This is a genomic window from Azospirillum canadense, assembly GCF_025961225.1.
GTDB classification, from domain to species: domain Bacteria; phylum Pseudomonadota; class Alphaproteobacteria; order Azospirillales; family Azospirillaceae; genus Azospirillum; species Azospirillum canadense.
In genome coordinates, this window is sequence record NZ_JAOQNG010000001.1 from 1,261,498 (window position 1) to 1,286,583 (window position 25,086).

Consider the following 25,086-nt stretch of genomic DNA (forward strand, 5'->3'; position numbering starts at 1 on the left):
CGGCCCCTGTATAGCGTCGCCCCTTTTACGGCGAGGGGGAACCTCCATGACGGCCTGCGGACTCGACTTCGGCACGTCCAACACCACCCTCGGCGTGGGCCTCGGCGTGGGCCTCGGCGTGGGCGTCGCTGAGCAAGAGGGCGGCGGTTTCCGTCTGCTGCCGCTGGACGGCGGGCGGACGACGCTGCCGAGCGCCGTCTTCTTCGATTTCGAGGCCGACGCGGTGACGGTCGGGCAGGGCGCCATCGACGCCTATGTGTCGGGCGTGGAAGGGCGCCTGATGCGCTCCATCAAGTCGATGCTCGGCACCGACCTGATCGACGCCGACACCGCGCTGCGCAAGGGGCGCATCAGCTTCCGCGCGGTGATCGCCGCCTTTCTGGAGCAGGTTAAGCGCCGCGCGGAGGACGCGCTGGGCGGTGAGCTGACCGACGTGGTGCTGGGCCGGCCCGTGCATTTCGTGGACGGCGACCCGGCCGGCGACGCCGCGGCGGAGGAGACGCTGGGCGAGATTGCTCGGTCCGTCGGCTTCCGCAGCATCTCCTTCCAGTACGAGCCCATCGCCGCCGCGCTGGACTACGAGCAGCAGGTGACGGGGGAGGAACTGGCCCTCATCGCCGACATCGGCGGCGGCACGTCGGACTTCTCCGTCGTCCGCATCGGGCCGGATCGGCGCGGCAAGGCCGACCGCAGCGGCGACATCCTGGCCAACGATGGCATCCGCGTCGGCGGAACGGACTTCGACCGCGACCTGTCGCTGGCGACCGCCATGCCTCTGCTCGGTCACGGCAGCGCCATGAAGCGGGCCGGCCTGCTGGCGCCGAAGCACCTGTTCCTGGATCTCGCGACCTGGTCGAAGATCAATTTCCTCTACACCGCCAAGGCCATGGCCGACCTGGAGCGGCTGCACCGCGACTCCGCCGCCCCCGACCGGATCGACCGGCTGATCGGCGTGGTGGAGCACCGGCTGGGCCACGCGCTGGCTATGGCCGTGGAGCGCACCAAGATCGCGCTGTCCGACGATCCGGAAACCGGCTTGCGGCTCGACTGGGGCGACGGCGACCTGACCCGCCCGGTCAGCGTGGCGGACCTGAACGCAGCCACTGCCGTCCTCGCCGGCCGCATCGGCGGGCGCGTGCGCGCCAGCCTGGCCGAGGCGGGCACCGACGCGTCGGCGATCGACGCGGTGTTCCTGACCGGCGGCTCCACGCTCCTGCCACAGGTCCGGGCGGCGATCCTGGCGGAGGTGCCGGGTGCCCGCGTGGTGGAAGGCAACATCTTCGGATCGGTCGGCACTGGCCTCGCGATCGAGGCTGGCCGCCGATACGGCAAAGCCTAAGGTGCCGGAGAGGGGACCGGAGAAAATTTGCGACACTTGAGAGTTGTCATAGGCTAGATTGTCTGTGCGTAGTACCACCGTTTCGCCACGCAGACCGCTCGCTCGCAGATCACCGGGACCCCTTTCACATGACATCCGCTGCCATGGGGGCGCCACAGGACGGCGCCACGGTTTCGAACACAACGGTTTCGAACACACAAGCGCCACCCTCCACCGACGAAAAGGCCCGCAAGCGCGCCGGGCGCTACTGGGCCGAACGGACCGCCCCCTACAAGGATCCCAGCGTCGCCCGCAGCGTTGGGCAGCTCGCCAGCACGCTGGGGCCGCTGGTCGGCCTTGTGGTTGTCATGGCGCTGACGCTGGAGGTCGGCTACTGGTTCACCCTTCTGCTGGCCGTGCCGGCGGCGCTGTTTCTGGCGCGGCTCTGGATCCTCCAGCACGACTGCGGCCACGGTGCCTTCTTCAAGTCGGGCAAGGCGAACGACTGGGTCGGCCGTTGCCTGGGCGTGATCACCGTGACCCCCTATGAGATGTGGCGGCGCGACCACGCCATCCACCACGCGACGTCGGGCAACCTCGACAAGCGCGGCACCGGCGACATCGACACCCTGACGGTGCGCGAGTATCTGGCGCTCAGCCCGTTCAAGCGCTTCACCTACCGGCTCTACCGCAACCCGCTGGTGCTGTTCGGGCTGGGGCCGACCTTCCTGTTCCTGTGGAAATTCCGCTTCCCGCTCGGCGACCAGGTGCGCGACCGCAAGGCCTGGGTCAGCGTCCTGTCCACCAACGCCATGATCATCGCCGCATTGGCGCTGTTCGCGCTTGTCTTCGGGCTGGCGCCGGTGCTGAAGGTGTGGCTGCCGGTGGTGCTGCTCGCCGCGACCATCGGCATCTGGATGTTCTACGTCCAGCACCAGTTCGAGGCCGTCTACTGGCGGCACGAGCCGGAATGGGACTTCCACGAGGCGGCCATCCACGGCTGCTCCTTCTACGACCTGCCGGGCTGGCTGCACTGGATGACCGCCTACGTCGGCTACCACCACGTGCACCATCTGGCGTCCCGCGTGCCCAACTACCGCCTGCGCGAATGCCACCGCTCCATCCCGGAACTTCAGGCGGTCCAGGCGATCAGCCTGAAGGACAGCCTGAAGACCGTTCGCCTGGCCCTGTTCGATGAGGACAGCCGCCGTTTGATCGGGTTTCGGGAACTGCGGGCGATGGGTGTGGCGTAAGAAGCGTCGCGTCGGGCCCCCACCCCAACCCTCCCCCGCCCAGCGGGGGAGGGTTGGGGTGGGGGCCCAGCGCAACCACTCCCCACCAACAAAAAAGCCCTCTTCCAGCATCGCTGGAAGAGGGCTTTTTGCTTTCGGAACGAACCCCTACGCCCCCAACCGCCGCCGCAGCAGCGACAGCGGCTGCGGGTCGTCCAGCGAGGGCTGGAAGGCGACGGTGATTTCCGTCAGGGCGCGCGCCCAGCTCTCCGGGTTGGCGTTGGCCGGGGCTTCCGCCGAGGTGAAGCCGGTGCGCACGGCGAACTGATACTGGTCGGGGATGAAATGCCCGACCGCGCGGATCTCACCCTCATACCCGTAACGCTCGCGCAGTTCGCGGGCGGTGGAGAAGCCGCGGCCGTCGCGGAACTTCGGGAACTCGATGGCGATCAGCGCGAAGCGCTCCAGGTCCGCGGCGATGGCCGGGGCCAGCGTCCCGCTCTTCACCCGCACGCCGAGCGCCGCGTTGCGGCCCTCGAACGTGGCGCGCTCCGCCTGGAAGCGCTCGAAGCTGATGATCGCCGGGCGGTCGGCGGGCACAGCCTCGCCGTCCGGAACGTGGGTCCAGTCGTCCTCGACGATGCAGCCGTCCTTAATGAGCGGCATAGACTCTCTCCTTGAACGGGCCGTGGCCGACGCGCTTCAGCGTGGCGAGGAAGCTTTCGCCGTCGTGGCGGTTGGCGAGATAGACCTCGACGATGGCTTCGATGGCGTCCACCGCCTCGTGCTCGGTGACCGCCGGGCCGAGGATGTCGCCGATCGCCGTGGTCAGCGTCGGGTCGCCGCCGATGGTGATCTGGTAGAACTCCACGCCCTTCTTGTCCACGCCCAGGATGCCGATGGCGCCGACGTGGTGATGGCCGCAGGCGTTGATGCAGCCGCTGATCTTGATGCCCAGTTCGCCGATCAGCTGCTGCCGCGCCGGGTCGGCGAAGCGTTCGGAGATGGCCTGGGCCAGCGGGATCGAGCGGGCGTTGGCCAGCGCGCAGTAGTCCAGGCCGGGGCAGGCGATGATGTCGCCGATCAGCCCGACGTTGGCGGTGCCGAGGCCGGCCCCCTCCAGCGCGGTCCACAGCGCGAACAGGTCGTCCTGCTTCACGTGCGCCAGCACGAGGTTCTGCGCGTGGCTGACGCGGATTTCGCCGAAGCTGTACTGGTCGGCTAGGGCCGCGACCAACTCCATCTGCTCCGACGTGGCGTCGCCGGGGATGCCGCCGGCCGGCTTCAGGGAGACGGTGGCGACGGCGTAGCCCGGCGCCTTGTGCTCCGTCACGTTCACCGCGACCCAGCGCGCGAAGGCCTCGTTGGCAGCCTTGGCTTGCTCCAGCGCGGCGGAGACGGGCGGCAGGTCCTCGAAGGACGGGCCGCCGAAGCGGCGGCGGATCTCCGCGACGATCTCCGGGGCGAGCCGGTACTTCGGCCCGCGCAGCCGCGCGAACTCCTCCTCCACCTCGGCGGTGAACTTCTCCTGGCCCAGCTCGTGGACGAGGATCTTGATGCGCGCCTTGTAGATGTTGTCGCGCCGGCCGTACTGGTTATAGACGCGCAGGATGGCTTCGAGGTAGGCGACGAAGTCCTCCTCCGGCACCCACTCGCGGATCAGCTTGCCGATGAAAGGCGACCGGCCGAGCCCGCCGCCGGCGTAGAAGGCGAAGCCGATCTCACCCTTGTCGTTGCGCTTGGCGAAAACACCGACGTCATGGATGCGGATGGCCGCGCGGTCCTTCTCGGACCCCATGATGGCGATCTTGAACTTGCGCGGCAGATAGGTGAATTCCGGGTGCAGCGTGGTCCACTGGCGCAGGATCTCGGCGTAGACGCGGCCGTCCACGACCTCGTCCTTCGCCGCGCCCACGAACTGGTCGGTGGTGACGTTGCGCACGCAGTTGCCGCTGGTCTGCAGCGCGTGCATGTCGACCTCGGCCAGCTCGTTCAGGATCTCCGGGGTTTCTTCCAGCTTGATCCAGTTGAACTGCAGGTTCTGGCGCGTGGTGAAGTGCCCATAGCCCTTGTCGTACTTGCGGCCGATCTCCGCCAGCTTGCGCATCTGGCGCGAGGTCAGCACGCCGTAGGGCACGGCGATGCGCAGCATATAGGCGTGCAGCTGGAGGTACAGGCCGTTCATCAGCCGCAGCGGCTTGAACTCCTCCTCCGTCAGCTCGCCGGACAGCCGACGGGCGACCTGGGCGCGGAACTGCTCCACGCGCTCCGACACGAAGCGGCGGTCGATCTCGTCGTAATTGTAAACCCCGGCGTTGCGGCCGGGCGCGATGTGGTTCATGGAACTCGCCCTTGGATGAATCAGCCCCTGAAGAATCAGGCGGCGGCCTGCTTGCCGAGATCGGTGCGGACGGAGGGGCCCAGCGCCCGGATGCGCTCCCGCGCCTTCACGGGGTCGGGCCTGCCGTCCTTGAGGGTCAGGTCGAAGGCGTAGATGTCCACGCCGTACTGGTCGCGCTCCGCCTGCGCCTTGGCGGCGGCGAGCGCGGTATCCGCGACGGCGGCGTCCTCGAACAGGGCGGCCTCGTCCAGCCGTTCGACCCAGACGCCCTCCGCCTTCAGGAACACGACCTCGCCGTCGCGCAGCCGGTTCGCGGTGATGGCCTTCAACAACGCCATGCCTTCAACTCCTCAAGCAATCAGTCACGCCGACACGGCGATGGTGGGAAGGGGTTTGCCGGCATCCACGCCGACGGTCTGCTGCCATGCGGAAATCCAGCCGCGGACCCGCACGACCTCGCCGACGACAATGATCGCCGGGCGTTTGGCCTGAAGCCGGACCACATCCCGCGCGCAGTGGGCGAGGCTGGTCTCGATCACGGTCTGGGCCTCGGTGCTGGCGCTGGAGACAATGGCGACCGGGGTCATGGCCGGCTTGCCGGCGGCCACCAGCCGCTCTGCGATCGTCTCCATGGTGCCGAGCGCCATGTAGAAGACCAGCGCGCCGGGCATCCGCGCCAAAATGTCCCAGTCGAGATCCGCCGGCAGTCCGCCGGCCTTGTCGTGGCCGGTGACGAAGGTGGCGGTGGTGCCGAAGCCGCGGTGGGTCACCGGGATGCCGGCATAGGCCAGCCCGCCGATGCCCGCGGTCACGCCCGGCACCACGCGGAACGGCACCTCCGCCGCCGCCAGGGCCAGGCATTCCTCGCCGCCGCGCCCGAAGACGAAGGGGTCGCCGCCCTTCAGCCGCAGCACGCGCAGCCCCTGACGCGCCAGATCGACCAGCCGCGCGTTGATCTCCTCCTGCTTCGGCGAGGGGCGGCCGGCGCGCTTGCCGACGTCGACCAGCGCCACGCCCGGCTTCGCAAGCTCCAGGACTCCCTCGCCGACCAGCGCGTCATAGACAATGACATCCGCCTCGCCCAGCGCCTTGGCGGCGAGCAGGGTCAGCAGGCCGGGATCGCCGGGGCCGGCACCGGCCAACCAGACACTGCCCGGATCGAAGGCGGGCAGGCGGGCGAACAGCGCAGCACTCATGGCAGCCATCCCTTGCCGGCGATGAAGTCGCGGCTGGCGCGCAGAACGTCGGGTCCCTTGGCGCCTTCCGCCCGCAGCCGGTCGCGCAGGGCCGCGATCTCCGCCAGACGCTCCGCCCAACTGGCCGGGAACAGGGCCTCCAGCCGCTCGCGCACCATCTGCGCCAGCGCCGGGCTCTTGCCTCCGGTCGAGACGGTCATCAGCAGGTCGCCGCGACGAACCACAGACGGCGCGTGGAAATCACACAAGGGAATCACATCCTCCACATTCACCAGAATTCCGCGTTCCCGCGCACGGCGTGCGAGATCCTCGGCCACCGCGTCCTCCACCCCCACGACGAAGAGCAGTTGAACGGCCGTCAACTCCTCGGGAGAGGGGAGGGACCGTACCAGACGATCGCCGGCCAACGTTGCGATTTCCGCATCCGGATCCGGTGAAAAGACCGCGGGCGACGCGCCGCCGTCCAGCAACTGCGCCAAGCGGCGCTTTGCCAACGGGCCCTGGCCGACCAGAGCGATGCGCACACGCGCCGGGTCCAGCGCGATGGGGATCACCGGCGCCCCCGGGAAATTACACGGATTTCGGCGTGAATAGAACTCATGCCGGTATTTAAGCGCGAGGGCCTGTTCCTTTCAACAGATTTCACAAACTCGCATAAACCTATAATACATATAGACAATGTATTTGCGTTGCAACACCGTAGAACCGGTGTTAATGTGCAAATCAGAATAAATACTCTATAGAAAAAGTAGGCAAACGGCGATGCTCGATGGATCGGTTCAGGCCGCAGCCTCCGCGGAAAGCGCGGCGCGCGTGGCGGAGTTGACGGAGCGTTATGGTCGGCTGGATGGGGCGGTGCTGCTGAACGCGCTCGTCCGCGACGAATTTCCCGGCCGCATCGCTGTGGTTTCCTCTTTCGGGACGGAGTCCGCGGTTCTCCTCGCCATGGCGGCGGAGGCCGACCCGTCCTTCCCGGTCTTCTTCATCAACACCGGCAAGCTGTTCGGCGAGACGCTGCGCTACCGCGACACGCTGGCGAAGGCGCTGGGCCTGACCGACATCCGCACCATCGGCCCGACGCCGGAGGAGGTCGCCGCGGACGACGCCGACGGCCTGCTCTTCAACCGCTCGCTGGACGCCTGCTGCCACCTGCGCAAGACGGTCCCGCTCGACCGCGCGCTGGCCGGCGTCGACGCCTGGGTGACCGGGCGCAAGCGCTTCCAGTCCTCCACCCGCGCCGCCCTGGCGCTGTTCGAGGCAGAGGAGGGGACCGGGCGCATCAAGATCAACCCGCTCGCCCATTGGGACCGCGCGCGGATCGAGGACGAGTTCAACCGGCGCAACCTTCCGCGCCACCCGCTTGAGGCCGACGGCTTCCTGTCGATCGGCTGCTTCACCTGCACCGAGCGTGTCGCTCCCGGTGCGGATCCGCGGTCCGGCCGCTGGGCCGGCTCCGCCAAAACCGAATGCGGCATTCACACCTTCTCCAAGACCGGAACCGCACAATGACCGCCGATCTCGACTATCTTGAGAGCCAGAGCATCTACATCCTTCGCGAGGCCTACAACCGCATCGACAAGCTCGCCTTGCTGTGGTCGATCGGCAAGGACAGCAACGCTCTGCTCTGGCTCTGCCGAAAGGCGTTCTTCGGCCGCGTGCCGTTCCCGGTCGTGCAGCTCGACACCGGCATGGAGTTGCCGGAGGTCTACCAGTTCCGCGACCGCGTCGCCAAGGAGTGGGACCTCGACCTCGTGGTCGAGCAGTGCCCGCCCGAGGAGGAGATGGACCAGACCCTGCCGCCGCTGACCCGCGCCGCCGCGCGCAAGACGGAAGGCCTGAAGAACCTGCTGCACAACGGCAAGTACCAGGGCGTCATGGTCGGCATCCGCCGCGACGAGCAGGCGACCCGCGCCAAGGAGCGCGTCTTCTCTCCGCGCTCGCTGGAAGGCGACTGGGACGTGAAGGACCAGCCGGCGGAGTTCTGGGACCACTACAAGACCCGCTTCGAGGAAGGCACCCACGTCCGCATCCACCCGCTGCTGCATTGGACGGAGCTGGACATCTGGCGCTATTCCAAGCGCGAGGAAATCCCCATCGTCCCGCTGTACTTCGCCAAGGACGGCAAGCGCTATCGCTCGCTGGGCGAGAAGAACATCACCTTCCCGGTGGACAGCACCGCCGGCACCATCGACGAGATCATCGCCGAGCTGGTCGTGACCAAGATTCCCGAGCGCGCCGGCCGCGCCATGGACAACGAGTCCGAGGACAGCTTCGAACGTCTGCGCAGCGCGGGGTACATGTAAGATGGAAATCCGGAACGAATTGAACGGCCAGCTGCGCATCGTCATCGTCGGCCATGTCGACCACGGCAAGTCCACCCTGATCGGCCGCCTGCTGAACGACACCGGCAGCCTGCCGGACGGCAAGGTGGAGCAGGTCCACGAGATGAGCCGCAAGCGCGGCATGCCCTTCGAATGGGCCTTCGTGATGGACGCCCTCCAGGCGGAGCGCGACCAGGGCATCACCATCGACACCACGCAGATCCACTTCAAGACGGCGCAGCGCCCCTACGTTATCATCGACGCCCCGGGCCACACCGAGTTCCTGAAGAACATGGTGACCGGCGCCTCCCAGGCCGACGCCGCCCTGCTGGTGATCGACGCCGCCGAGGGTGCGCTGGAGCAGTCGCGCCGCCACGCCTTCCTGCTGCACCTGCTGGGCGTGCGGCAGGTCGCGGTGGTCGTCAACAAGATGGACCGGGTCGAGTTCGACCAGTACCGGTTCGAGGCCGTCTCCCGCGAGATCCGCGAGTATCTGGCGGAGCTGGACGTGTTCCCGAAGGCGGTGATCCCGATCGCGGCGCGCCATGGCGACAACATCGTCACCCGCTCCGACAAGGCGCCCTGGTACGACGGCCCGACGGTGATCGACGCGCTGGACGCCTTCCGCCCGCAGCAGACGCCGACCGACCAGCCGCTGCGCTTCCCGTTGCAGGACGTCTACAAGCCGGACGACCGCCGCATCCTGGCCGGCCGCATCGAAAGCGGTCGCCTGCGTGTCGGCGACACGCTGCGCTTCTCTCCCACCGGCGCCACCGCCACGGTGGTCAGCATTGAGGGCTGGAACCACAGCCAGCCGATCATCGCCGCCCAGGCCGGGCAGAGCATCGGCGTCACGCTCGACAAGCGCATCTTCGCGGAGCGCGGCCACATCGCGCACCTTGAGCAGGGCGCGCCGCACGTCACCCACCGTCTCGGCGTCCGGCTGTTCTGGCTGACGTCGGAGCCGCTGACCGTCGGCAAGACCTACACGCTGAAGATCACCACCGCCGAGCACCGCGTGACGGTGGAGAGCATCAGCGCGGTGATCGACATCGAGGATCTGTCGAGCACCCCGGCCAAGGCCGTCCACCGCAACGAGGTGGCTGAGGTCGTCCTGCGCTCCCGCTCCCCCATCGCCGTCGACCTGGCGTCGGAGCTTCCGCGCACCGGCCGCGGCGTGATCATCGACGGCCACGACGTGGTCGGCGGCTGCATCGCGGTGGAGGTCGACGAAGGGCCCGCCGCCTCGACCAACACCACCGAGGTCTCGCACGCCGTAACGACGGAGGAGCGCTTCTCGGCCAACGGCCACAAGGGCGGCGTCCTCTGGCTGACCGGCCTGTCGGGGGCCGGCAAGTCCACGCTGGCCATGGCGCTGGAACGCGCGCTGTTCGACCGCGGCTGGCAGGTCTTCGTGCTGGACGGCGACAACGTCCGCAACGGCCTGAACGCCGGCCTCGGCTTCTCAGCCAGCGATCGGGCGGAGAACATCCGCCGCGTGGCGGAGACCGCGAAGCTGTTTGCCGACGCCGGCGTGCTGGTCATCGCCTCGCTGATCTCGCCCTTGCAGGCCGACCGCGCCCGCGCCCGCGCCATCGGCGGCGAGCGTTTCCACGAGGTCTACGTCTCCGCCGACCTCGCGACCTGCGAGACCCGCGACCCCAAGGGCCTCTACAAAAAGGCCCGCGCTGGCGAGATCGCCGAGTTCACCGGCATCTCCGCCCCCTACGAGGCCCCGGAGTCGCCCGAACTGACCATCGACACTGGCACGCTGGCCCCGACCGAAGCCCTGGGCGAACTGCTGGACTACGTCGACACCACGTTCGGCAAGACCAGCCTGAAGCAAGGGCGGTTGTAAGGACTTGGTCCCCTCTCCCCCCTGGGGAGAGGGTTAGGGTGAGGGGGCGCCCGAAGGGCGGAAACGCAGCCTCATTGCAGTGCGTTGTCCGGCCTTCGACCACCCCTTCATCCTAACCTTCTCCCGCTCTCGGCGGCCAAAGGCCGCCTGTCGCCGGCAGCGCCCGCTAGCGGGCGCGAGAGGCCGGAGGGGAGAAGGAGTTTTGTTCTCCGCGCAAGCACACCCCCGGCCCGTTCTCCTCGCAGGCCGGGATCAGCTTCAGCCCCGCCTCTTCGAACGTGCGCACGATCTGCTGGGCCGAACCGGGCTGCAGGTCGTGCCGCCCCTTTTCGAAATCGCGCACGGTGCTGCGCGACAGGCCGGCGCGCTCGGCCAGATCGTCCTGCGTCCAATCCAGGAATCCGCGCGCCGCCCGGCATTGGCCGGGGGTCAGGAGCTTCGTGTGCGGCATGGGTGCACGAACAAAATCTCAACCATAATGGTTGAAATGCGAGGGTTGCGGGCCAAAGTCAAGGGCTGCCGCCCATCCCGCCGCCCTCGCACCTTGCAGGAGACCCATGCACGCCGGTCCCTTGATCGCCATTCTTTGCGCTGGATTCGTCCTCGCCTTCGCCATGGGCGCGCTCGCCCACCGCCTGCGGGTGTCCCCGCTGATCGGCTATCTGTTGGCCGGCGTGGTGATCGGCCCCTTCACGCCGGGCTTCGTCGCCGACCAGGGGCTTGCCAACGAATTGGCGGAGATCGGCGTCATCCTGCTGATGTTCGGCGTCGGGCTGCATTTTTCGCTGAAGGATCTGCTGTCGGTGAAGACGGTCGCGGTGCCCGGCGCCGTGGTGCAGATCGGCATTGCGACGGCGTTGGGCGTCGGGTTGGGCATGGCGCTGGGCTGGACGCTGATGGCCGGCATCATCTTCGGCCTCGCCCTGTCGGTCGCCAGCACGGTGGTGTTGCTGCGCGCCCTGCAGGAGCGGCGGCTGGTGCAGACGGAGCGGGGGCGGATCGCCGTCGGCTGGCTGATCGTCGAGGATCTGGCGATGGTCCTGGCGCTGGTCATCATCCCCGGCCTCGCCGGCGCCATGAACGGCGAGAGCGCGGGAACGGGGCCGTTCGGCCTGGGCCTCGGCGGAGTTCTGCTGGTCACGCTGGGCAAGGTCGCGGCCTTCGTCGCGGTGATGCTGATCGTCGGGCGGCGGGTGATTCCCTGGATCCTGCACTGGGTCGCTCACACCGGCTCGCGCGAGCTGTTCCGCCTGTCGGTGCTGGCCATCGCGCTGGGCGTCGCCTTCGGGGCGGCCGCGCTGTTCGGCGTGTCCTTCGCGCTGGGCGCCTTCTTCGCCGGCATGATCCTGAACGAGTCGCCGCTGAGCCAGCGCGCGGCGGAGGAGACGTTGCCGCTGCGTGACGCCTTCGCGGTGCTGTTCTTCGTCTCCGTCGGCATGCTGTTCAACCCGTCCATCATCGTCAACGCCCCGTGGGAGCTGGCCGCGACCCTGGCGATCATCCTGGTCGGCAAGTCCGCCGCCGCCTTTGGTCTGGTGCGCGCCTTCGGCCGGTCGAACGCGACCGCGCTGACCATCTCCGCCAGCCTCGCGCAGATCGGCGAGTTCTCCTTCATCCTGGCCGGCCTCGGCGTCGGCATGGGCCTCCTTCCGGAGGTCGCGCGCGACCTGATCCTGGCCGGCGCCATCATCTCCATCTTCGTGAACCCGCTGCTGTTCGCCCTGATCGCCCGCTTCGCCCCGCTGGAGGAGCCCAAACCCCGGCCGGCCGCATCCCCGGCCCCGGCGGAAGAGCCCGCCGCGCCCGCGGTGGAGCCCGACAGCGCGCTGGTCGCCAAGCCCGCGCCGGAACCGGTTCCGGAGCCGGCCCTGCCCGAGTACGATTTGCCGCAGGTCACCCTGTCCGGCCACACGATCCTGATCGGCTACGGCCGAGTGGGCGCCTATGTCGGCGCCGGGCTGAAGGAGGCCGGTCTGCCCTTCGTGGTGGTCGAGGACCGGCCGGAGCCGGCGGAGGCCGCCCGCGCCGATGGGGCGGAGGTGGTGTTCGGCAACGCCGCCGACCCGGCGGTGCTGACCGCGACCAACGTCGCGGAGGCCCGGCGCCTTGTCGTCGCCATCCCGGAGGCCTTCGAGGCCGGGACGGTTGTGGAGCAGGCGCGCGCCGCGAACGCCGGCCTGGACATCCTGGCCCGCGCCCATTCCGACACCGAGGTCGAGCATCTGGAGAAGTGCGGCGCCACCCACAGCATCATGGGCGAGCGGGAGATCGCCCGCTGCATGCTGACCCTCGTGCTGGACAAGACCGATCCCGGGTCGGAATCGCGCGCCTCGGCGGCTTAATAACGCATTGGAAATGTGAAACTCGCTATTACCGCTACACCAAATGCGCAATTCACTCTTCCTCTGGGTGAAAAGCGTGCTAAATAGGGCGGCTATTGCCTAGAGCCTATCGCCCAAAGGATGCCGCCATGACCGCCCTGACCCGTCGCTCCGCCCTGATGGCGCTGGCCGCCACGACCCTGGCCGCCACGTCCCTCGTTGCGCTGGCGCCCGGCTCCGCCCGCGCCGCCGATACGGTGAAGCTGGAGGTCGGCTACATCCCCATCCTCGCCGCCGCCCCGCTGTTCATCCTGGACGGGGAGGGCTGGGCGCGCGAGGCGGGCATCGACCTGAAGCTGACCAAGTTCGAATCGGGCCCGCACGCCATCCAGGCCATGGCCGCCGGCAAGATCGACGCCATGTACGCCGGCGTGGCCCCGGTCCTGGTCGCCCGCGCCAAGGGCGCCGACATCTCCGTCATCGCCAACTCGGCGGTGGAGGAGATGGTGGTGGCCGGCCGCGGCCAGTTCGCCAAGGCGCTGGGCGGCAAGGCGACGCCGGAGTCCTTCGCCAAGTTCGTCGCCGACAACGGCCGCAAGGTGAAGATCGGCACGCAGCCGCCGGGCTCGGTGCCCGACACGGTGCTGCGCCACTGGCTGTTCAAGGTCGTGAAGGTCGACCCGGCCACCGTGGACATCATCTCCATGGGCATCGACAAGACGCAGCAGGCGCTGCTGGCCGGCGCGCTCGATGCCGCGACCATCCGTGAGCCGACGGTCACCGTCACCAAGCAGATGGACCCGAACGTCTCCCTGCTGGCGACCGGCGCTGAGATGTTCCCGAACCAGCCCGGCACGGTCATCGCCGTCCGCGGCGAGGTGATCAAGCAGCATGGCGACGCGCTGACCAAGCTCCTGAAGGCGCATGTCCGTGCCGTGGACCTGATCGCCAAGGATCCGGCCCGCGCCGCCAAGGTTGCCAACGAGTATCTCGGCAAGGGCCTGATGGAGCCTGCGACGCTGGAGGCCGCCTTCCGCTCGCCCGGTTCCAAGTTCGTGGCCGACCCGCACGGCGTCGTCCCGGCGGTCGAGAACATGATGGCCTACACCAAGGAGATCGGCTCGGCCGAGGGCATCGTCCCGGTGGCGGAGGCCTTCGACTTCCGCTTCTACGACGCCGCCGTGGCGAAGTAAGGCGCGCGGCCACCTCCGATGCGCCAGCCGCTGAAGCTCCACACCTCCGTCGCCCTGTCGGCGCTCGGCGTCGCCGTCTTTCTGCTCGCCTGGGAAGCGTTGGCGCGCAGCGGCGTCGTGCCGTCCGGCCTTCTGCCGTCGCCCAGCGCCGTGCCCGCCGCCTTCGTGGCGGAGGTGCGCGCCGGCACTTGGCAGGCCATGGTGCTCGCCAGCCTGTCCCATTACCTAAGCGGGCTGTTCCTCGGCACCGTCCTCGGCATCGCATTCGGCACGGCGGCGGCGATGTGGGGCGTGTGGGACGCCGCCCAGGCTTGGGTGGTGCGCATGCTGCGCCCCATCCCGTCCATCGCCTGGATCCCTTTCGCCATCATCTGGTTCGGGGTCAGCGAGTCGGCGGCGACCTTCCTGATCGCCCTGACGGTCTTCTGGATCAACTACTACGCCAGCTACGCCGCCGTGCGCGGCGTCGACAAGGACCTGATCGAGCTGGGCTACGCCTTCGGCCAGGGCGGGCTGATCCCGCGCCTGTTCAAGATCGTGCTGCCCGGCGCGCTGCCCGGCATCCTGTCCGGCGTGCGCGCCGGGCTGGGGCAGGGCTGGATGACGGTGGTCGCGGCGGAGTTGTTCGGCATCGCCGGCCTCGGCTCCCGCATGTCCGACGCCTCCGGCCTGCTCGCCACCAACATCGTGGTGCTCTACATGGTGACCATCGCGGCGCTCTACGGCGTGTGCGATTTCCTGTTCATGCAGGTCCAGCAGCGGGTGCTCGCATGGCAGAAATGAATGCAATGAGCGTGATCGACCTGAAAGGCGTCGCCATCGGCTACGGGCCGGACGCCCCGCCGGTGCTGGTGGAGGTGGACCTCTCCGTGGAGCGCGGCAGCTTCGTCGCCATCGTCGGCCCGTCGGGCGTGGGCAAGTCCACGCTTCTGCGCGTGGTCGCCGGCCTGCACAAGGCGCGCGGCGGCACCGTCACCATCCACGAGACGAACAAGCCCGGCCACCGCCCGGTCAGCCTCGTCTTCCAGGACGCGCGGCTGCTGCCCTGGCGCCGCGTCGCCAAGAACGTCCGCTTCGGGCTGGAAGGCCTGCCGATCGGCGCCGCGGAGCGCGACGAGCGCGTGGCCGCCGCGCTGCGGCTCGTGCGGCTCGACGACTACGGCCGGCGCTGGCCCTACGAACTGTCGGGCGGCCAGCGCCAACGCGTCGGCATCGCCCGCGCGCTCGCCGTCGACCCGGACATCCTGCTGATGGACGAGCCCTTCGGCGCGCTCGACGCCATCACCCGCCACAGCCTCCAGGACGAGCTGCGGCGCATCCACCGCGAGACCGGCAAGACCATCCTCTTCGTCACCCACGACCTGGAGGAGGCCGTTCACCTCGCCGACCGCATCATCGTCCTGGGCGGCAGCCCCGCGCGCATCGTGCGGGATGTCCGCAACGACCCAGGACGGGAAGGCGGCGTCTTCCGCGAGCAGGTCGAGCAGCTGCGCACAGGAATTGCGGACAATTACAGCATTTGAGGGTGGGGGAGGTGGTCGCGTTGGGCCCCCCTCCCAACCTTGTATGTTGGAACAGCATTAGAGTGAAACCCGGCTGGCGCGCGGCCGCGCGCCAGCCGGGTTGACCGACCCCGTTACCAACCCGTCTTCAAAGCCGTGGGGGAGCTTGGGGCGGTCAACCTTCCTTGGAGACCGAACGGTTGCTTGGGGCGTGACCCCGCAGCACAAGGAAGGAGCGCAAGGATGACACACCTGATCCCGTCTGTCGGCCTCGATTGTGGCCGGGATTGGCTCGATGCCGCCCTGTTCCCCGGCCCGGCCCGCCTGCGCGTCGCCAACACCTCGGAGGGGCGGAGCGCGCTGGCGTCCTGGATCCGCGAGCGCGGTCTCGCCCGCGTCGGGGTCGAGGCCAGCGGCGGCTACGAGCGCCCGGTCCGCGACGACCTGGGCGCGGCCGGCTTGGCCGTTCACGTCCTCGATGCGGCCCGCGTGCGCCACTTTGCCAAGGCCAAGGGCCGGCGTGCCAAGTCGGACGCCATCGATGCTCCGCTGATCGCCGAGTTCACCGCTACCCTGATCGACGGCCCGCCCACGGCGCCCGACCACGGACGGGAGGCGTTGGCCGGCTTGCTGCGTCTGCGCCGGCGGTTGGTCGATCAGAGTGCCGATCTGCGCAAAGCGGCGGTCGGCCTGCCGAGGGAGGCCGAGGCCACCGTCGGCGGCGCGCTCGCGGCGTTGGACCAGGCGGTGGCCGCCGTGGAAGCGCTCATCACCCGGCGGGTGGCGGCCGACAGGGCGCTCGGAGAGCGCGTCGCCGCGCTTCAGAGCGCCCCGGGCATTGGGCCGGTGACGGCGACGACCCTGGCGGTTCGGCTGCCCGAATTGGGGGCACTGAGCGGCGCCAAAATCGCCGCGCTGGTGGGGGTGGCGCCCTATGCCGCCGACAGCGGCGAGCACCATGGCGAGCGCCACATCGCCGGCGGGCGCACCGATGTGCGCCGGGCGCTGTATATGGCGACGCTGACCAGCGCCGTCCGTGGCCGCGGCGTCCTGGCGCGGTTCTATGCTCGACTGATCGCCTGCGGCAAGAAGCCCAAGGTGGCGTTGGTCGCCTGCATGCGCAAACTGCTCGTCCGCCTCAACGCCATGCTCGCCCACCACCAAACTTGGCACGAGCAGACCGCCTAGAGGCCGACGGTCGGCGCTCGCCGCCGACCACATGCCCAGCCCAGCGAACCGGGGGCGCGGACCGGTCAAGGCCGCAGCCGCCCGCAGGGCGGGCGCGCGCCAGCGCGAGCCTTGACAGGGAGCACCCCCGGTTCACTCACCACCTCCCAGAAAACACGGTTGCTCCCCCCACTTCGCGGGGGGAGGGGTTAAGCGCGGGAGCGGCGGAGTTCCCTCCCTCGCCGAAGGTGGGGGAGGGTTAGGGAGGGGGCCCAGTGCGACCACTCCCACACAGCCCTATGCCCCAACCCGCCTCACATCCCGCGGCGTCAAATGAACGTTCGCGTCCGGATCCAGCTTCCGGTCCATGATGCGCGCTTCCACGGCCTTGTCGAAGACCGGGCGGTTCATGCAGACGAGCTGCACGGCCTCCTCCGGCTTCGGCGTGTGGCCGGCGAGGCTTTGCAGGGCGCGGCGGGGGATGAAGACGGTGCCGTGATATTCCCCGACCTCCACGGCGTACTGGACGGCGTCCGCCTCCTCGTTCCAGATCGGGTCGTCGGGGAACACGAAGATCGGCATCACATCCTCACGAAACACTCAGCTCAGGATGTAGGTAACATCGTAGCCGCTGCGCTTGAAGCGGGTCTTCAGCAGCGTGCCGTCCGCGTCGAACCACAGGTCACGCTCCACGTCGCCGGAGATGCGGTGGTGCGTCGCCTTGATCGCCCGGCCGCCGATGTCCAGCACTTCCGCCCCTAGGCTCTCCACCCGCACGCTGTAGGGCTTGCCATCGATGACCGACAGCAGGGTGGGGCGCTTCAGCACTTCCGGCGTCCACAGGGTCAGCGGCAGGGCGTTGGCCGGGACCTCGCCGGCCTTGCCGTCAACAGTCAGCGCGTAGCCGGCGCCGCGCCGGGCCATCTCCATGCTGTGCGGGGTGCCGTCGTCGTCGGTCTTTGCACGCATCTGGTCGAGCGTGCCGCCCTTCCAAACCTCCTCCCGCTGGTGGTCGTAGCGGAAGTTGATGAACAGCACCTTCACCCGCGTGGTGGCGGTGACCGCGACCTTGGTCACGTCGCCCTGCGGGTCGAGCTTCACCGTCTCCGTGCCGATGGGATCGTCGCCCATCAGGATGCGGTAGGTAAGCGTGCGCGGCCCAGCCGCGTCAGCAGCAGTGCCGGCGGCGAGCAGGAACGCGGCGGCGAGCGCCGCGCGGAGCGCGTGCGTCATGGCATGGATCCTCCCCAGAGAATCGGCGGCGGATTGGTCTCCGCCGTCCGGAATTCTTTGTTTACTCGTCCAGCAGCTGCGCCAGCTTCATGGCGACGCCCATGGAGCCGTCGACCTTCAGCTTGCCCATGGTGAAGGCCAGCATTGGGTTCAGCCGGCCGTCCATCAGCTTCTTCAGGTTCTCGCCCGAGATGCGGATGGTGCAGTCGGCGTCCTCGGCCGCGCCGTCCTCGCGGCGGATGGCGACGGGCGTCTCGCGGGCGTCCACGCGAACCACCGCGTCGTCCTCCATCGCGAAGCGCACGTTGGCCTTCAGCCCGCGGAAGCTGGTGGAACGGGCCTGAAGCTCCCGCAGAATCTCATCTACCATCGGTCGGTCCCTCTCTCCCGTGCGTCCAGATCGACAGGTCTTGACAGTAGGTCGAGCTTACGTTTACGTCAACGTCATAACCAAAAGGTTCCCAGCGTCTGAGCGATCCGAGGAACCGCGATCAAAGGGGAGTGAAACCATGCCGAAGGCCGCCACGCCCGAAAACCGTCCATCCCGTTTCCCGAACCGCCCCCCCGGTCGTTGACCGCCCAAGCCGTCGGGAGGATCGGACATGACCGAGAATCTTGCGCGCAACCACAGCACGGGCGATGGGGCACAAGAGGGGGCGGACCAGCCCTGGCTGACGCACTACCCCGCCGGCATCGCCTAGGACCAGGACATCCCCGTATCCCCGCTCTCCGACCTGTTCGAGGAAGCCGCCGCCCGCTTCGCTGAGCGCCCCTGCCTGGACTTCCTCGGCCGCCGCTACACCTACGCGGAGGTGATGGGGCTGGTGAACCGGGCGGCCAAGGGCTTCGCCGCGCTGGGGGTGAAGCCGGGCGTGCGGGTCGGGCTCTGCCTGCCGAACACGCCGACCTACGTGATCGCCTATTTCGGCGTGCTGAAGGCCGGCGGCACGGTGGTGAACTACAACCCCCTCTACGTCGAGCGGGAGCTGGAGCACCAGATCACGGACTCCGGTACCGAGATCATGGTCACGCTCGACCTGAATCCGATCTGCCCGCGCATCGAGGCGATGCTGCAGCGGACCGGGTTGAAGACCATCGTGGTCTGCCGCATGGCCTCCACCCTGACCCCGGTGAAGGGCGTGCTGTTCCGCGTGCTGAAGCGCAGCGAGTTGGCGGCGATCCCCACCGATGGCCGCCATGTGGACTTCGACGCGCTGCTGGCCAACGACGGCAAGGTGCGCCCGGTCCCCATCGACCCGCGGCGCGACGTGGCGGTGCTGCAATACACCGGCGGCACCACCGGCGTGCCGAAGGGGGCGATGCTGACCCACGCCAACCTCGTCGCCAACGCACGGCAGGTGGCCGCCTGGTTCCCCGGCATGGCGCCGGGGCGGGAGCGGATGCTGGCGGTGCTGCCCTTCTTCCACGTCTTCGCCATGACCGTGGTGCTGAACATGGGGCTGGCGGCGGGGGCGGAGCTGATCCTGCTGCCGCGCTTCGAGGCGGCGCAGGTGTTGAAGACCATTGCGCGGCGCAAGCCGACTCTCGTGCCCGGCGTGCCCACCATGTACAAGGCGCTGCTCGGCCACCCGGACGTGGCGCGCCGCCCCATGACCTCCATCCGCTACTGCATCTCCGGCGGGGCGCCGCTGCCGATGGAGCTGAAGCGCCAGTTCGAGCAGGCGACCGGCTGCGTGCTGGTCGAAGGCTACGGCCTGTCGGAGGCATCCCCGGTCTGCGCCTGCAATCCATTGAATGGCGTGAACAAGGAGGGCTCCATCGGCCTGCCGCTGCCGGGCGTTACCTTCCAGATCCGCGCGCTGGACGACCCGCAGCGCGTGCTGCCGCCGGGGGAGAAGGGGCAGCTGGTGCTGTCCGGCCCCAACGTCATGGCCGGCTACTGGAACCAAGCGGAGGAGACGGCCCGCGCCATCGCCGGCGGCTGGCTGTTCACCGGCGATGTCGGGGTGATGGACGGGGACGGCAATGTCTTCCTGCTCGACCGGCTGAAGGACCTGATCATCTGCGGCGGCTACAACGTCTACCCGCGGGTGATCGAGGAGGCGATCTACCAGCACCCCGACGTCGTGGCCGCCTGCGTCATCGGCATCCCCGACGACTACCGCGGCCAGAGCCCGAAGGCCTTCGTCCAGCTGAAGCCCGGCGCCGCACTGATGGCGGAGGCGCTGAAGGACTTCCTGCGCGACAAGATCTCGCGAATCGAAATGCCGAAGCAGATCGAGTTCCGCGCGGAACTGCCGAAAACGGCGGTCGGCAAGCTCTCCAAAAAGGAACTGATCGCTGAAAGCTTGAACAAGTCGGAGGTTTGAACGGGGGAGGGGCGGGCGCGCCTTTGTCACGTCGCCATTGCTGTGGTAGGAACGTAAATGCCGGGCGGCGGGATTGTTTCGAGAGTAAACAAATACCACGCGCGGCACGACGTGACGGAAGGCGTGCCCCCCACCATGGAACAGCTCTACACGGTCAATCAGTTGGCGGAGGAACTGGGCATCACGCCGCGCGCCCTCCGCTTCTACGAGGTCAAGGGGCTGCTGTCGCCCAACCGCGTCGGCAACAACCGCGTCTACACCAAGCGCGACCGCGCCAGGCTGAAGCTGATCCTGCGCGGCAAGCGGCTGGGCTTCTCGCTGGCGGAGATCCGGGAGTATCTGGACCTCTACAACGTCGACGGCGGCGTGGAGCAGCTGAAGGTCCTGCTGAAGCGCATCGACGCCCGCCTGCGGGACTTGGCGCAGCAGCGCGAGGATCTGGAGGCGACCGTCGAGGAGCTGAAGGACATCGAATCGCAGGTGGTCGCGGCACTCGACGACCGGGGCGTGAAGGCCAAGAGCGCCTGACCGGGATGGTCCCGTCCACCTCCCGGTCATCAAGACGAAGCGACGGGGGAGGTGACATGAACCTGCTGTTCCGTTTGATTGGCGTCGTGGTGGCCGCGCTGCTCGGCCGCCCGGTTGGATTCCTGGACGGCGCGCGCCTGCGCTTCCGGGTCTGGCCGACCGATCTCGACCTCAACATGCACATGACCAACGCCCGCTATTTCAGCGTCATGGACCTGGGGCGGGCCGACCTGATGCTGCGCGCCGGACTGGGGCGGGCTGTCCTGCGCAACCGCTGGCAACCGGTGCTCGGCGCCGCCACGGTGCGCTTCCGCCGGCCGCTGGCGCCCTTCCAGCGATTCGAGCTGGTCAGCCGGGTGCTGTGCTGGGACGAAAAATACTTCTTCATCGAACACCGCGTGGAGACGGCGGGCAGCACCGCCGCCATGGCCGTGGTGCAGGGCGCCTTCCTCACCCGCGGCGCGGTGGTCCCGCCCGCTGATGTCCTGGCGGCGCTCGGCCAGGACCGCGATTCGCCGCCGATCCCCGACTTCATCACCGCTTGGCGCGCCCAGCCCCTGACGGCGTAAACAGTTGGCGTGAAAAACACCCCAGGTCTTTCCCGTCAAACAACATGTTCGTAGCGTGGATCGTCGCCCATTCCCTATAGAATAATGCATGCTTCGCTGTGAAAGGATTGACGCTGTAGGCATGTGCAAAATAGGGTAATTCGCACACACTGGGTCGCGCGCCTATGATGGTATGCGATCGGTGTGCATTACTGGGGGCGAAGCACGGCCATGACCGAGGAAGAGGACCTGCGCGAGCAGCTGCGCGGCTCGCTGAAGAACCGGGCGCTGTTCTATCTTGCCATGTACCGCGAACTGGCGCGGGAGCATGGGGCGGACTCCGCGGCCAAGACGCTGGCCAAGGCCATCCGCGACCGCGGGGAGGAGGTGGGCGCCCGATTCGCCGCCTACGCCCCCGCCGACTTCGACGGTCTGAAGACCGCCTTTCTCGATTTCGTGCCCGACCACGGACGCATGTTCGAGCCGGTAGTGACGCGCTGCGACTCCGGCGGCCTGGACATCGCCTTCAAGCGCTGCCCGCTGAAGGAGGCGTGGGAGGAGCACGGCCTGCCGCCGGACGAACTGGCGACCATGTGCGCCATCGCGGGGCAGGTGGACAACGGCACCTTCGAGGCCGCCGGCTTCACCTTCGAGGGCGAGACCTGGAAACCCGGCCGGGAGGGCTGCTGCATCCTGCGCGTCCGCCCCGGCCAATCGACCAAGAATTCCGGCACCGCGTGAGAGGAGACAGCAGGACCATGACGCTTTCCAAGACGATTCGCGGCGCCCTTGCCGGTGTTGCCGTCGGTGCCGCCCTGTCCATGGCGGCGGTGCCCGCGCTGGCGCAGAAGACCATCGCGCTCGGCTACCAAGCGCCGCTGACCGGCGAGATGTCGCAGTACGGCGAGGTGTTCCGCAACTCCGCCACCATGGCGGTGGAGCAGTTCAACAAGTCCGGCAAGCTGCCCGGCGCCACCGTCGTGCTGAAGTTCGAGGACAGCAAGAACGACGCGAAGGAAGGGGTGAACATCGCCAAGAAGTTCGTGGACGATCCGGAGATCGTCGGCGTGCTGGGCGACTTCTCCTCCACCGTGTCGATGGCCGCCGCGCAGGTCTACGCCCAGGCCGGCCTGCCGCAGCTGTCGCAGACGGCCTCGCACCCGGACTACGTCAAGATCAGCGAATGGCAGTTCCGCAACATCACGACCCAGGCCTATGAGGGGCCGTTCGTGGCGAAGTGGGCGCTGGGCGAGGGCAAGAAGAAGATCGCCGTCATCGCCATCCAGAACGACTGGGGCCAGTCGGTCGTCTCCAACTTCAAGGACGCGGTGGAGAAGGGCGGCGGTCAGGTCACCTCGGTCGAGTTCTACAACCCCGGCAACCGCGACTTCCGCACCATCCTGACCAAGGTGGCGCGCGAGAAGCCGGACGCCATCTACCTCGGCATGTTCGACGAGGACGGCGCCTCGCTGCTCCAACAGCGCCGCCAGCTGAACGTGCAGATCCCGACCTACGCGACCTCCTCCCTCTACTCGCCGAAGCTGATCACGCTGGCCGGCCCGTCGTCGGACGGCCTGAAGCTGTCCACCACCTTCGCCTCCGACAGCCCGGAGCCGGTCGTGAAGGCCTACGTGGACGAGTACCAGGCCCGCTACAAGGCGGTCCCGACCATGTTCGCCGCCCAGGCCTATGACGCGACCAACATCATGCTGGCCGCCATCGCCAAGGTCGGCCCCACCGTCGACCGCAAGTCGCTGCGCGACGCGCTCGCCCAGACCGCCGGCTTCCCCGGCGTGACCGGCGAAACCACCTTCGATCCCCAGACCCGCGAGCCGACCAAGACGCTCGCCCGCATGGAGATCAAGGGCGGCCAGTTCGCGCTGGTGAAGTAAACACGTCGCTTGGGAACCCCCACCCCGACCCTCCCCCGCTCTCGGCGGACCAAAGGTCCGCCTGCCGCGTCAGCGCAAGCTTCGCTTGCGCGTGAGCTGGGCGGGGGAGGGAGCCAGGACCTTCGCAAAAGTCCAGCGGCAGTCCCCTCTCCCGCCCAGCGGGGGAGGGTTAGGGTGGGGGCCCGCGCCTGGGGCTTAATGGAATGTTCGACGCCTTCTTCGTCCAACAGCTCGTGAACGGCTTCTCCGTGGGGCTGGTCTATGCGCTGATCGCCATCGGCTTCACGCTGATCTTCGGCGTGCTGAACGTGGTGAACTTCGCGCATGGCGAGGTCTACATGGTCGGGGCCTACGCGGGCGTGGTGCTGATCACAGCCTGGGCGCCGCCGCTGATCGCGGTGGTGCTGTTCGTCATGGCCGTCGGCGCCGTCGCCGGATTCGGGCTGGAGCGGCTGGCCTTCAAGCCCTTCCGCCGCTTCCAGGACGAAGCATCGCTGAAGTCCAAGGCGATGCGCGAGGCGACGCTGCTCTCCTCGCTCGCCGTGTCGATCATCGTGCGCGAGGTGGTGGAGAAGGTGTTCGGCGGCGCCATGCGCCCCGTCCCCTTCGAGTCGCAGCTGACCGACCCCGTGCAGATCGGGGAGCTGTCCTTCTCCACCGGCCAGTTCGTCATCTTCGGGGCGGCGGTCGCCATGTTCGCCGGGTTGCAGTTCCTGCTGTACCGGACGCGCATCGGCCTGTCGATCCGGGCGGTCGCCAACAACCCGCTGGGCGCCAAGTACGTCGGCATCGACACGGATCGCACGATCATCGCCACCTTCGTGGTCGGTTCGGTGATGGGCGCGGTCGCCGGCATCCTGGTCGCGCTCTACTACGGCTCCGTCTTCCCGACCATGGGGTTCGCGCCGGGCGTGAAGGCCTTCGTCGCCATGGTCATGGGCGGCCTCAGCAGCATTCCCGGCGCGGTCATCTGCGCGATCTTCCTCGGCCTTGCCGAGGCGGTGGCGACCGAATTCCTGGCCCAGGGCTGGAGCGAGATGATCGCCTACGGCTTCCTGCTGCTGACGCTGATCTTCTTCCCCACCGGCCTCTTCGGCGGAGCGCGCGACCGTGTCTAAACGCATCCTTCCGCTCGTCGTGGCGTTGACGGTTCTGGTGCTGGTGCCGGCGCTGTTGCAGGCGTCGGGCTCCGGCTACTTGTTCCGCGTGTCGATCACCGCGATGATCTTCGCGATCCTGGCGGCCAGCCTGAACTTCATCACCGGCGTCGCCGGCCTGCTGTCGCTCGGTCACGCCGCCTTCTACGGCATCGGCGCCTACGCCGCGGCGCTGCTGGCGACGCAGCACGGCGTGCCCTTCCTGCTGACCATCCCGCTGGCCGGTGTCGCCGCGGCGATCGGCGGCGTGCTGGTGGCGCTGCCGACCATGCGGCTGGTCAGCATCTATTTCGCCGTCGCCACGCTCGGCACGGGGGAGATCATCCACGGCACGCTGCTGAACTGGGTGGACTTCACCCGCGGCCCCATGGGCATCCCGGCCATCCCATCCTTCAAGGTCTTCGGGCTGGACCTGTCCGGCAACCTCGGCAGCTATCTTGTGGTCGCGGTCGTGATGCTGGCCTCGCTGTGGGTGCTGCACCGGCTGACCCACTCCTACTACGGCAACGCGCTGCGGGCGCTGCGCGAAGACGACCAGTGCGCCGACAGCATGGGCATCGACGTGGTGCGGCTGAAGGGCGAGGTCTTCGCCATCGCCTGCTTCTTCGCCGGCGTCGCCGGCGCGCTGTGGGCGCACACCACCGGCTACATCAGCCCGAACGACTTCCGCTTCGGCGAATCGATCCTGGTGCTGGCGATGATCGTTGTCGGCGGCCTCGGCAGCCTGCCCGGTGCGGTGATCGGCGCCGTCCTGCTGATCGTCCTGCCGGAGGCGCTGCGCCCGGTCGGCGACGTGCGCATGATCGTGGTCGGCTGCGTGATGTTCTTCTCCATCCTGCTGCTGCCCAAGGGTCTGTTCGGCGAGGTGTCGGCGCTGAACCTCGTGCGCTCCTCCTTCGGGGGCGGCTGGAAGGCGGGGTCGGCCCGCCAGAGCATTGGATGGCGATGA

The 25,086-nt window shown here is 68.4% G+C and carries 26 protein-coding genes; 17 read left to right on the forward strand and 9 right to left on the reverse strand.

Annotation, left to right across the window (positions count from 1 at the left end; genetic code table 11):
* Positions 1–46: 46 nt before the first annotated feature.
* Together M2351_RS06000 and M2351_RS06005 are read left to right on the forward strand one after the other, a co-directional pair.
* Entirely contained in the window at positions 47–1,339 is a 1,293-nt protein-coding gene (locus tag M2351_RS06000; protein WP_264655213.1) for an Hsp70 family protein, read from the forward strand.
* A 128-nt stretch (positions 1,340–1,467) separates the two neighbouring features.
* Positions 1,468–2,571, forward strand: coding sequence for a fatty acid desaturase (locus M2351_RS06005; protein WP_264655214.1), 1,104 nt, complete (start codon positions 1,468–1,470; stop codon positions 2,569–2,571).
* A 147-nt stretch (positions 2,572–2,718) separates the two neighbouring features.
* Here the strand turns inward: M2351_RS06005 and M2351_RS06010 are convergent, their stop codons facing one another.
* From M2351_RS06010 to M2351_RS06030, 5 genes are read right to left on the reverse strand one after another with little or no spacing between them, the layout of a single operon-like run.
* Positions 2,719–3,216 carry a DUF934 domain-containing protein gene (locus tag M2351_RS06010; protein WP_264655215.1) on the reverse strand — a complete coding sequence of 166 codons (498 nt, stop codon included), beginning with the start codon at positions 3,214–3,216 and terminating at the stop codon, positions 2,719–2,721.
* On the reverse strand, positions 3,203–4,891 hold the full coding sequence (locus tag M2351_RS06015) for a nitrite/sulfite reductase (protein WP_264655216.1): 1,689 nt from the start codon (positions 4,889–4,891) through the stop codon (positions 3,203–3,205). Before M2351_RS06015 ends, M2351_RS06010 begins: the two co-directional genes overlap by 14 nt.
* Positions 4,892–4,926: 35 nt before the next feature.
* Entirely contained in the window at positions 4,927–5,229 is a 303-nt protein-coding gene (locus M2351_RS06020) for a DUF2849 domain-containing protein (RefSeq protein WP_264655217.1), read from the reverse strand.
* Positions 5,230–5,253: 24 nt separating this feature from the next.
* Positions 5,254–6,087: a uroporphyrinogen-III C-methyltransferase gene (cobA, locus tag M2351_RS06025; RefSeq protein WP_264655218.1), complete on the reverse strand. Its 834-nt coding sequence runs from the start codon at positions 6,085–6,087 to the stop codon at positions 5,254–5,256.
* Complete coding sequence (locus tag M2351_RS06030; protein WP_264655219.1) at positions 6,084–6,641, reverse strand: precorrin-2 dehydrogenase/sirohydrochlorin ferrochelatase family protein; 558 nt, start codon at positions 6,639–6,641, stop codon at positions 6,084–6,086. The genes cobA and M2351_RS06030 overlap by 4 nt, the downstream gene beginning before the upstream one ends.
* Positions 6,642–6,849: 208 nt before the next feature.
* On the opposite strand from M2351_RS06030, the gene M2351_RS06035 reads away from it, so the two are divergent.
* From M2351_RS06035 to cysC, 3 genes are read left to right on the forward strand one after another with little or no spacing between them, the layout of a single operon-like run.
* Positions 6,850–7,596, forward strand: coding sequence for a phosphoadenylyl-sulfate reductase (locus M2351_RS06035; protein WP_264655220.1), 747 nt, complete (start codon positions 6,850–6,852; stop codon positions 7,594–7,596).
* The gene (cysD, locus tag M2351_RS06040) at positions 7,593–8,390 is read left to right on the forward strand and encodes a sulfate adenylyltransferase subunit CysD (protein ID WP_209764037.1); all 798 of its coding nucleotides are present in this window, start codon (positions 7,593–7,595) and stop codon (positions 8,388–8,390) included. The genes M2351_RS06035 and cysD overlap by 4 nt, the downstream gene beginning before the upstream one ends.
* Position 8,391: 1 nt before the next feature.
* Positions 8,392–10,266, forward strand: coding sequence for an adenylyl-sulfate kinase (cysC, locus tag M2351_RS06045; protein ID WP_264655221.1), 1,875 nt, complete (start codon positions 8,392–8,394; stop codon positions 10,264–10,266).
* A 166-nt stretch (positions 10,267–10,432) separates the two neighbouring features.
* Here the strand turns inward: cysC and M2351_RS06050 are convergent, their stop codons facing one another.
* On the reverse strand, positions 10,433–10,717 hold the full coding sequence (locus M2351_RS06050) for a helix-turn-helix transcriptional regulator (protein ID WP_264655222.1): 285 nt from the start codon (positions 10,715–10,717) through the stop codon (positions 10,433–10,435).
* A 106-nt stretch (positions 10,718–10,823) separates the two neighbouring features.
* On the opposite strand from M2351_RS06050, the gene M2351_RS06055 reads away from it, so the two are divergent.
* The 5 genes from M2351_RS06055 to M2351_RS06075 all read left to right on the forward strand — a co-directional run bounded on the left by M2351_RS06055 (position 10,824) and on the right by M2351_RS06075 (position 16,470).
* Positions 10,824–12,608 carry a cation:proton antiporter domain-containing protein gene (locus tag M2351_RS06055; RefSeq protein WP_264655223.1) on the forward strand — a complete coding sequence of 595 codons (1,785 nt, stop codon included), beginning with the start codon at positions 10,824–10,826 and terminating at the stop codon, positions 12,606–12,608.
* Between the two features lie 128 nt (positions 12,609–12,736).
* On the forward strand, positions 12,737–13,780 hold the full coding sequence (locus M2351_RS06060; protein WP_264655224.1) for an ABC transporter substrate-binding protein: 1,044 nt from the start codon (positions 12,737–12,739) through the stop codon (positions 13,778–13,780).
* An 18-nt stretch (positions 13,781–13,798) separates the two neighbouring features.
* On the forward strand, positions 13,799–14,563 hold the full coding sequence (locus M2351_RS06065) for an ABC transporter permease (RefSeq protein ID WP_264655225.1): 765 nt from the start codon (positions 13,799–13,801) through the stop codon (positions 14,561–14,563).
* A 5-nt stretch (positions 14,564–14,568) separates the two neighbouring features.
* Entirely contained in the window at positions 14,569–15,303 is a 735-nt protein-coding gene (locus M2351_RS06070) for an ABC transporter ATP-binding protein (RefSeq protein ID WP_264655226.1), read from the forward strand.
* Positions 15,304–15,525: 222 nt separating this feature from the next.
* The gene (locus M2351_RS06075; protein ID WP_264655227.1) at positions 15,526–16,470 is read left to right on the forward strand and encodes an IS110 family RNA-guided transposase; all 945 of its coding nucleotides are present in this window, start codon (positions 15,526–15,528) and stop codon (positions 16,468–16,470) included.
* Between the two features lie 276 nt (positions 16,471–16,746).
* On the opposite strand, the gene M2351_RS06080 is transcribed toward M2351_RS06075, so the two are convergent.
* From M2351_RS06080 to M2351_RS06090, 3 genes are all read right to left on the reverse strand, one after another.
* A complete protein-coding gene (locus M2351_RS06080; protein ID WP_264655228.1) occupies positions 16,747–17,031 on the reverse strand; it encodes a DUF1488 domain-containing protein in 285 nt (94 codons plus the stop codon).
* Between the two features lie 18 nt (positions 17,032–17,049).
* A complete protein-coding gene (locus M2351_RS06085) occupies positions 17,050–17,682 on the reverse strand; it encodes a DUF6134 family protein (protein ID WP_264655229.1) in 633 nt (210 codons plus the stop codon).
* 61 nt (positions 17,683–17,743) lie between these two features.
* Positions 17,744–18,052: an SCP2 sterol-binding domain-containing protein gene (locus M2351_RS06090; protein WP_264655230.1), complete on the reverse strand. Its 309-nt coding sequence runs from the start codon at positions 18,050–18,052 to the stop codon at positions 17,744–17,746.
* A 364-nt stretch (positions 18,053–18,416) separates the two neighbouring features.
* Between M2351_RS06090 and M2351_RS06095 the strand changes: the two genes are divergently transcribed.
* The 7 genes from M2351_RS06095 (at position 18,417) to M2351_RS06125 (ending at position 25,086) form a co-directional block, all read left to right on the forward strand.
* On the forward strand, positions 18,417–20,012 hold the full coding sequence (locus M2351_RS06095) for a long-chain-fatty-acid--CoA ligase (protein ID WP_319801887.1): 1,596 nt from the start codon (positions 18,417–18,419) through the stop codon (positions 20,010–20,012).
* A 135-nt stretch (positions 20,013–20,147) separates the two neighbouring features.
* Positions 20,148–20,540 (forward strand): MerR family transcriptional regulator, encoded by a 393-nt coding sequence (locus M2351_RS06100; protein WP_209764633.1) that lies wholly within the window; start codon positions 20,148–20,150, stop codon positions 20,538–20,540.
* Between the two features lie 56 nt (positions 20,541–20,596).
* Positions 20,597–21,109 (forward strand): thioesterase family protein, encoded by a 513-nt coding sequence (locus M2351_RS06105; protein WP_264655231.1) that lies wholly within the window; start codon positions 20,597–20,599, stop codon positions 21,107–21,109.
* 210 nt (positions 21,110–21,319) lie between these two features.
* Entirely contained in the window at positions 21,320–21,829 is a 510-nt protein-coding gene (locus M2351_RS06110) for an L-2-amino-thiazoline-4-carboxylic acid hydrolase (protein WP_264655232.1), read from the forward strand.
* Between the two features lie 17 nt (positions 21,830–21,846).
* Positions 21,847–22,980 (forward strand): ABC transporter substrate-binding protein, encoded by a 1,134-nt coding sequence (locus tag M2351_RS06115; protein ID WP_264655233.1) that lies wholly within the window; start codon positions 21,847–21,849, stop codon positions 22,978–22,980.
* A gap of 203 nt (positions 22,981–23,183) precedes the next feature.
* Positions 23,184–24,098 (forward strand): branched-chain amino acid ABC transporter permease, encoded by a 915-nt coding sequence (locus M2351_RS06120; RefSeq protein ID WP_264655234.1) that lies wholly within the window; start codon positions 23,184–23,186, stop codon positions 24,096–24,098.
* A complete protein-coding gene (locus M2351_RS06125) occupies positions 24,091–25,086 on the forward strand; it encodes a branched-chain amino acid ABC transporter permease (protein ID WP_264655235.1) in 996 nt (331 codons plus the stop codon). The genes M2351_RS06120 and M2351_RS06125 overlap by 8 nt, the downstream gene beginning before the upstream one ends.

Coding starts and splice junctions, on each gene's coding strand:
- M2351_RS06090 (WP_264655230.1), bottom strand. CDS start 18,052: ATGGTAGATGAGATTCTGCGGGAGCTTCAGGCCCGTTCCACCAGCTTC.
- M2351_RS06020 (WP_264655217.1), bottom strand. CDS start 5,229: ATGGCGTTGTTGAAGGCCATCACCGCGAACCGGCTGCGCGACGGCGAG.
- cobA (WP_264655218.1), bottom strand. CDS start 6,087: ATGAGTGCTGCGCTGTTCGCCCGCCTGCCCGCCTTCGATCCGGGCAGT.
- M2351_RS06085 (WP_264655229.1), bottom strand. CDS start 17,682: ATGACGCACGCGCTCCGCGCGGCGCTCGCCGCCGCGTTCCTGCTCGCC.
- M2351_RS06000 (WP_264655213.1), top strand. CDS start 47: ATGACGGCCTGCGGACTCGACTTCGGCACGTCCAACACCACCCTCGGC.
- cysD (WP_209764037.1), top strand. CDS start 7,593: ATGACCGCCGATCTCGACTATCTTGAGAGCCAGAGCATCTACATCCTT.
- M2351_RS06035 (WP_264655220.1), top strand. CDS start 6,850: ATGCTCGATGGATCGGTTCAGGCCGCAGCCTCCGCGGAAAGCGCGGCG.
- M2351_RS06105 (WP_264655231.1), top strand. CDS start 20,597: ATGAACCTGCTGTTCCGTTTGATTGGCGTCGTGGTGGCCGCGCTGCTC.
- M2351_RS06100 (WP_209764633.1), top strand. CDS start 20,148: ATGGAACAGCTCTACACGGTCAATCAGTTGGCGGAGGAACTGGGCATC.
- M2351_RS06010 (WP_264655215.1), bottom strand. CDS start 3,216: ATGCCGCTCATTAAGGACGGCTGCATCGTCGAGGACGACTGGACCCAC.
- M2351_RS06055 (WP_264655223.1), top strand. CDS start 10,824: ATGCACGCCGGTCCCTTGATCGCCATTCTTTGCGCTGGATTCGTCCTC.
- M2351_RS06070 (WP_264655226.1), top strand. CDS start 14,569: ATGAGCGTGATCGACCTGAAAGGCGTCGCCATCGGCTACGGGCCGGAC.
- M2351_RS06015 (WP_264655216.1), bottom strand. CDS start 4,891: ATGAACCACATCGCGCCCGGCCGCAACGCCGGGGTTTACAATTACGAC.
- M2351_RS06005 (WP_264655214.1), top strand. CDS start 1,468: ATGACATCCGCTGCCATGGGGGCGCCACAGGACGGCGCCACGGTTTCG.
- M2351_RS06065 (WP_264655225.1), top strand. CDS start 13,799: ATGCGCCAGCCGCTGAAGCTCCACACCTCCGTCGCCCTGTCGGCGCTC.
- M2351_RS06075 (WP_264655227.1), top strand. CDS start 15,526: ATGACACACCTGATCCCGTCTGTCGGCCTCGATTGTGGCCGGGATTGG.
- M2351_RS06080 (WP_264655228.1), bottom strand. CDS start 17,031: ATGCCGATCTTCGTGTTCCCCGACGACCCGATCTGGAACGAGGAGGCG.
- M2351_RS06050 (WP_264655222.1), bottom strand. CDS start 10,717: ATGCCGCACACGAAGCTCCTGACCCCCGGCCAATGCCGGGCGGCGCGC.
- M2351_RS06120 (WP_264655234.1), top strand. CDS start 23,184: ATGTTCGACGCCTTCTTCGTCCAACAGCTCGTGAACGGCTTCTCCGTG.
- M2351_RS06110 (WP_264655232.1), top strand. CDS start 21,320: ATGACCGAGGAAGAGGACCTGCGCGAGCAGCTGCGCGGCTCGCTGAAG.
- cysC (WP_264655221.1), top strand. CDS start 8,392: ATGGAAATCCGGAACGAATTGAACGGCCAGCTGCGCATCGTCATCGTC.
- M2351_RS06115 (WP_264655233.1), top strand. CDS start 21,847: ATGACGCTTTCCAAGACGATTCGCGGCGCCCTTGCCGGTGTTGCCGTC.
- M2351_RS06060 (WP_264655224.1), top strand. CDS start 12,737: ATGACCGCCCTGACCCGTCGCTCCGCCCTGATGGCGCTGGCCGCCACG.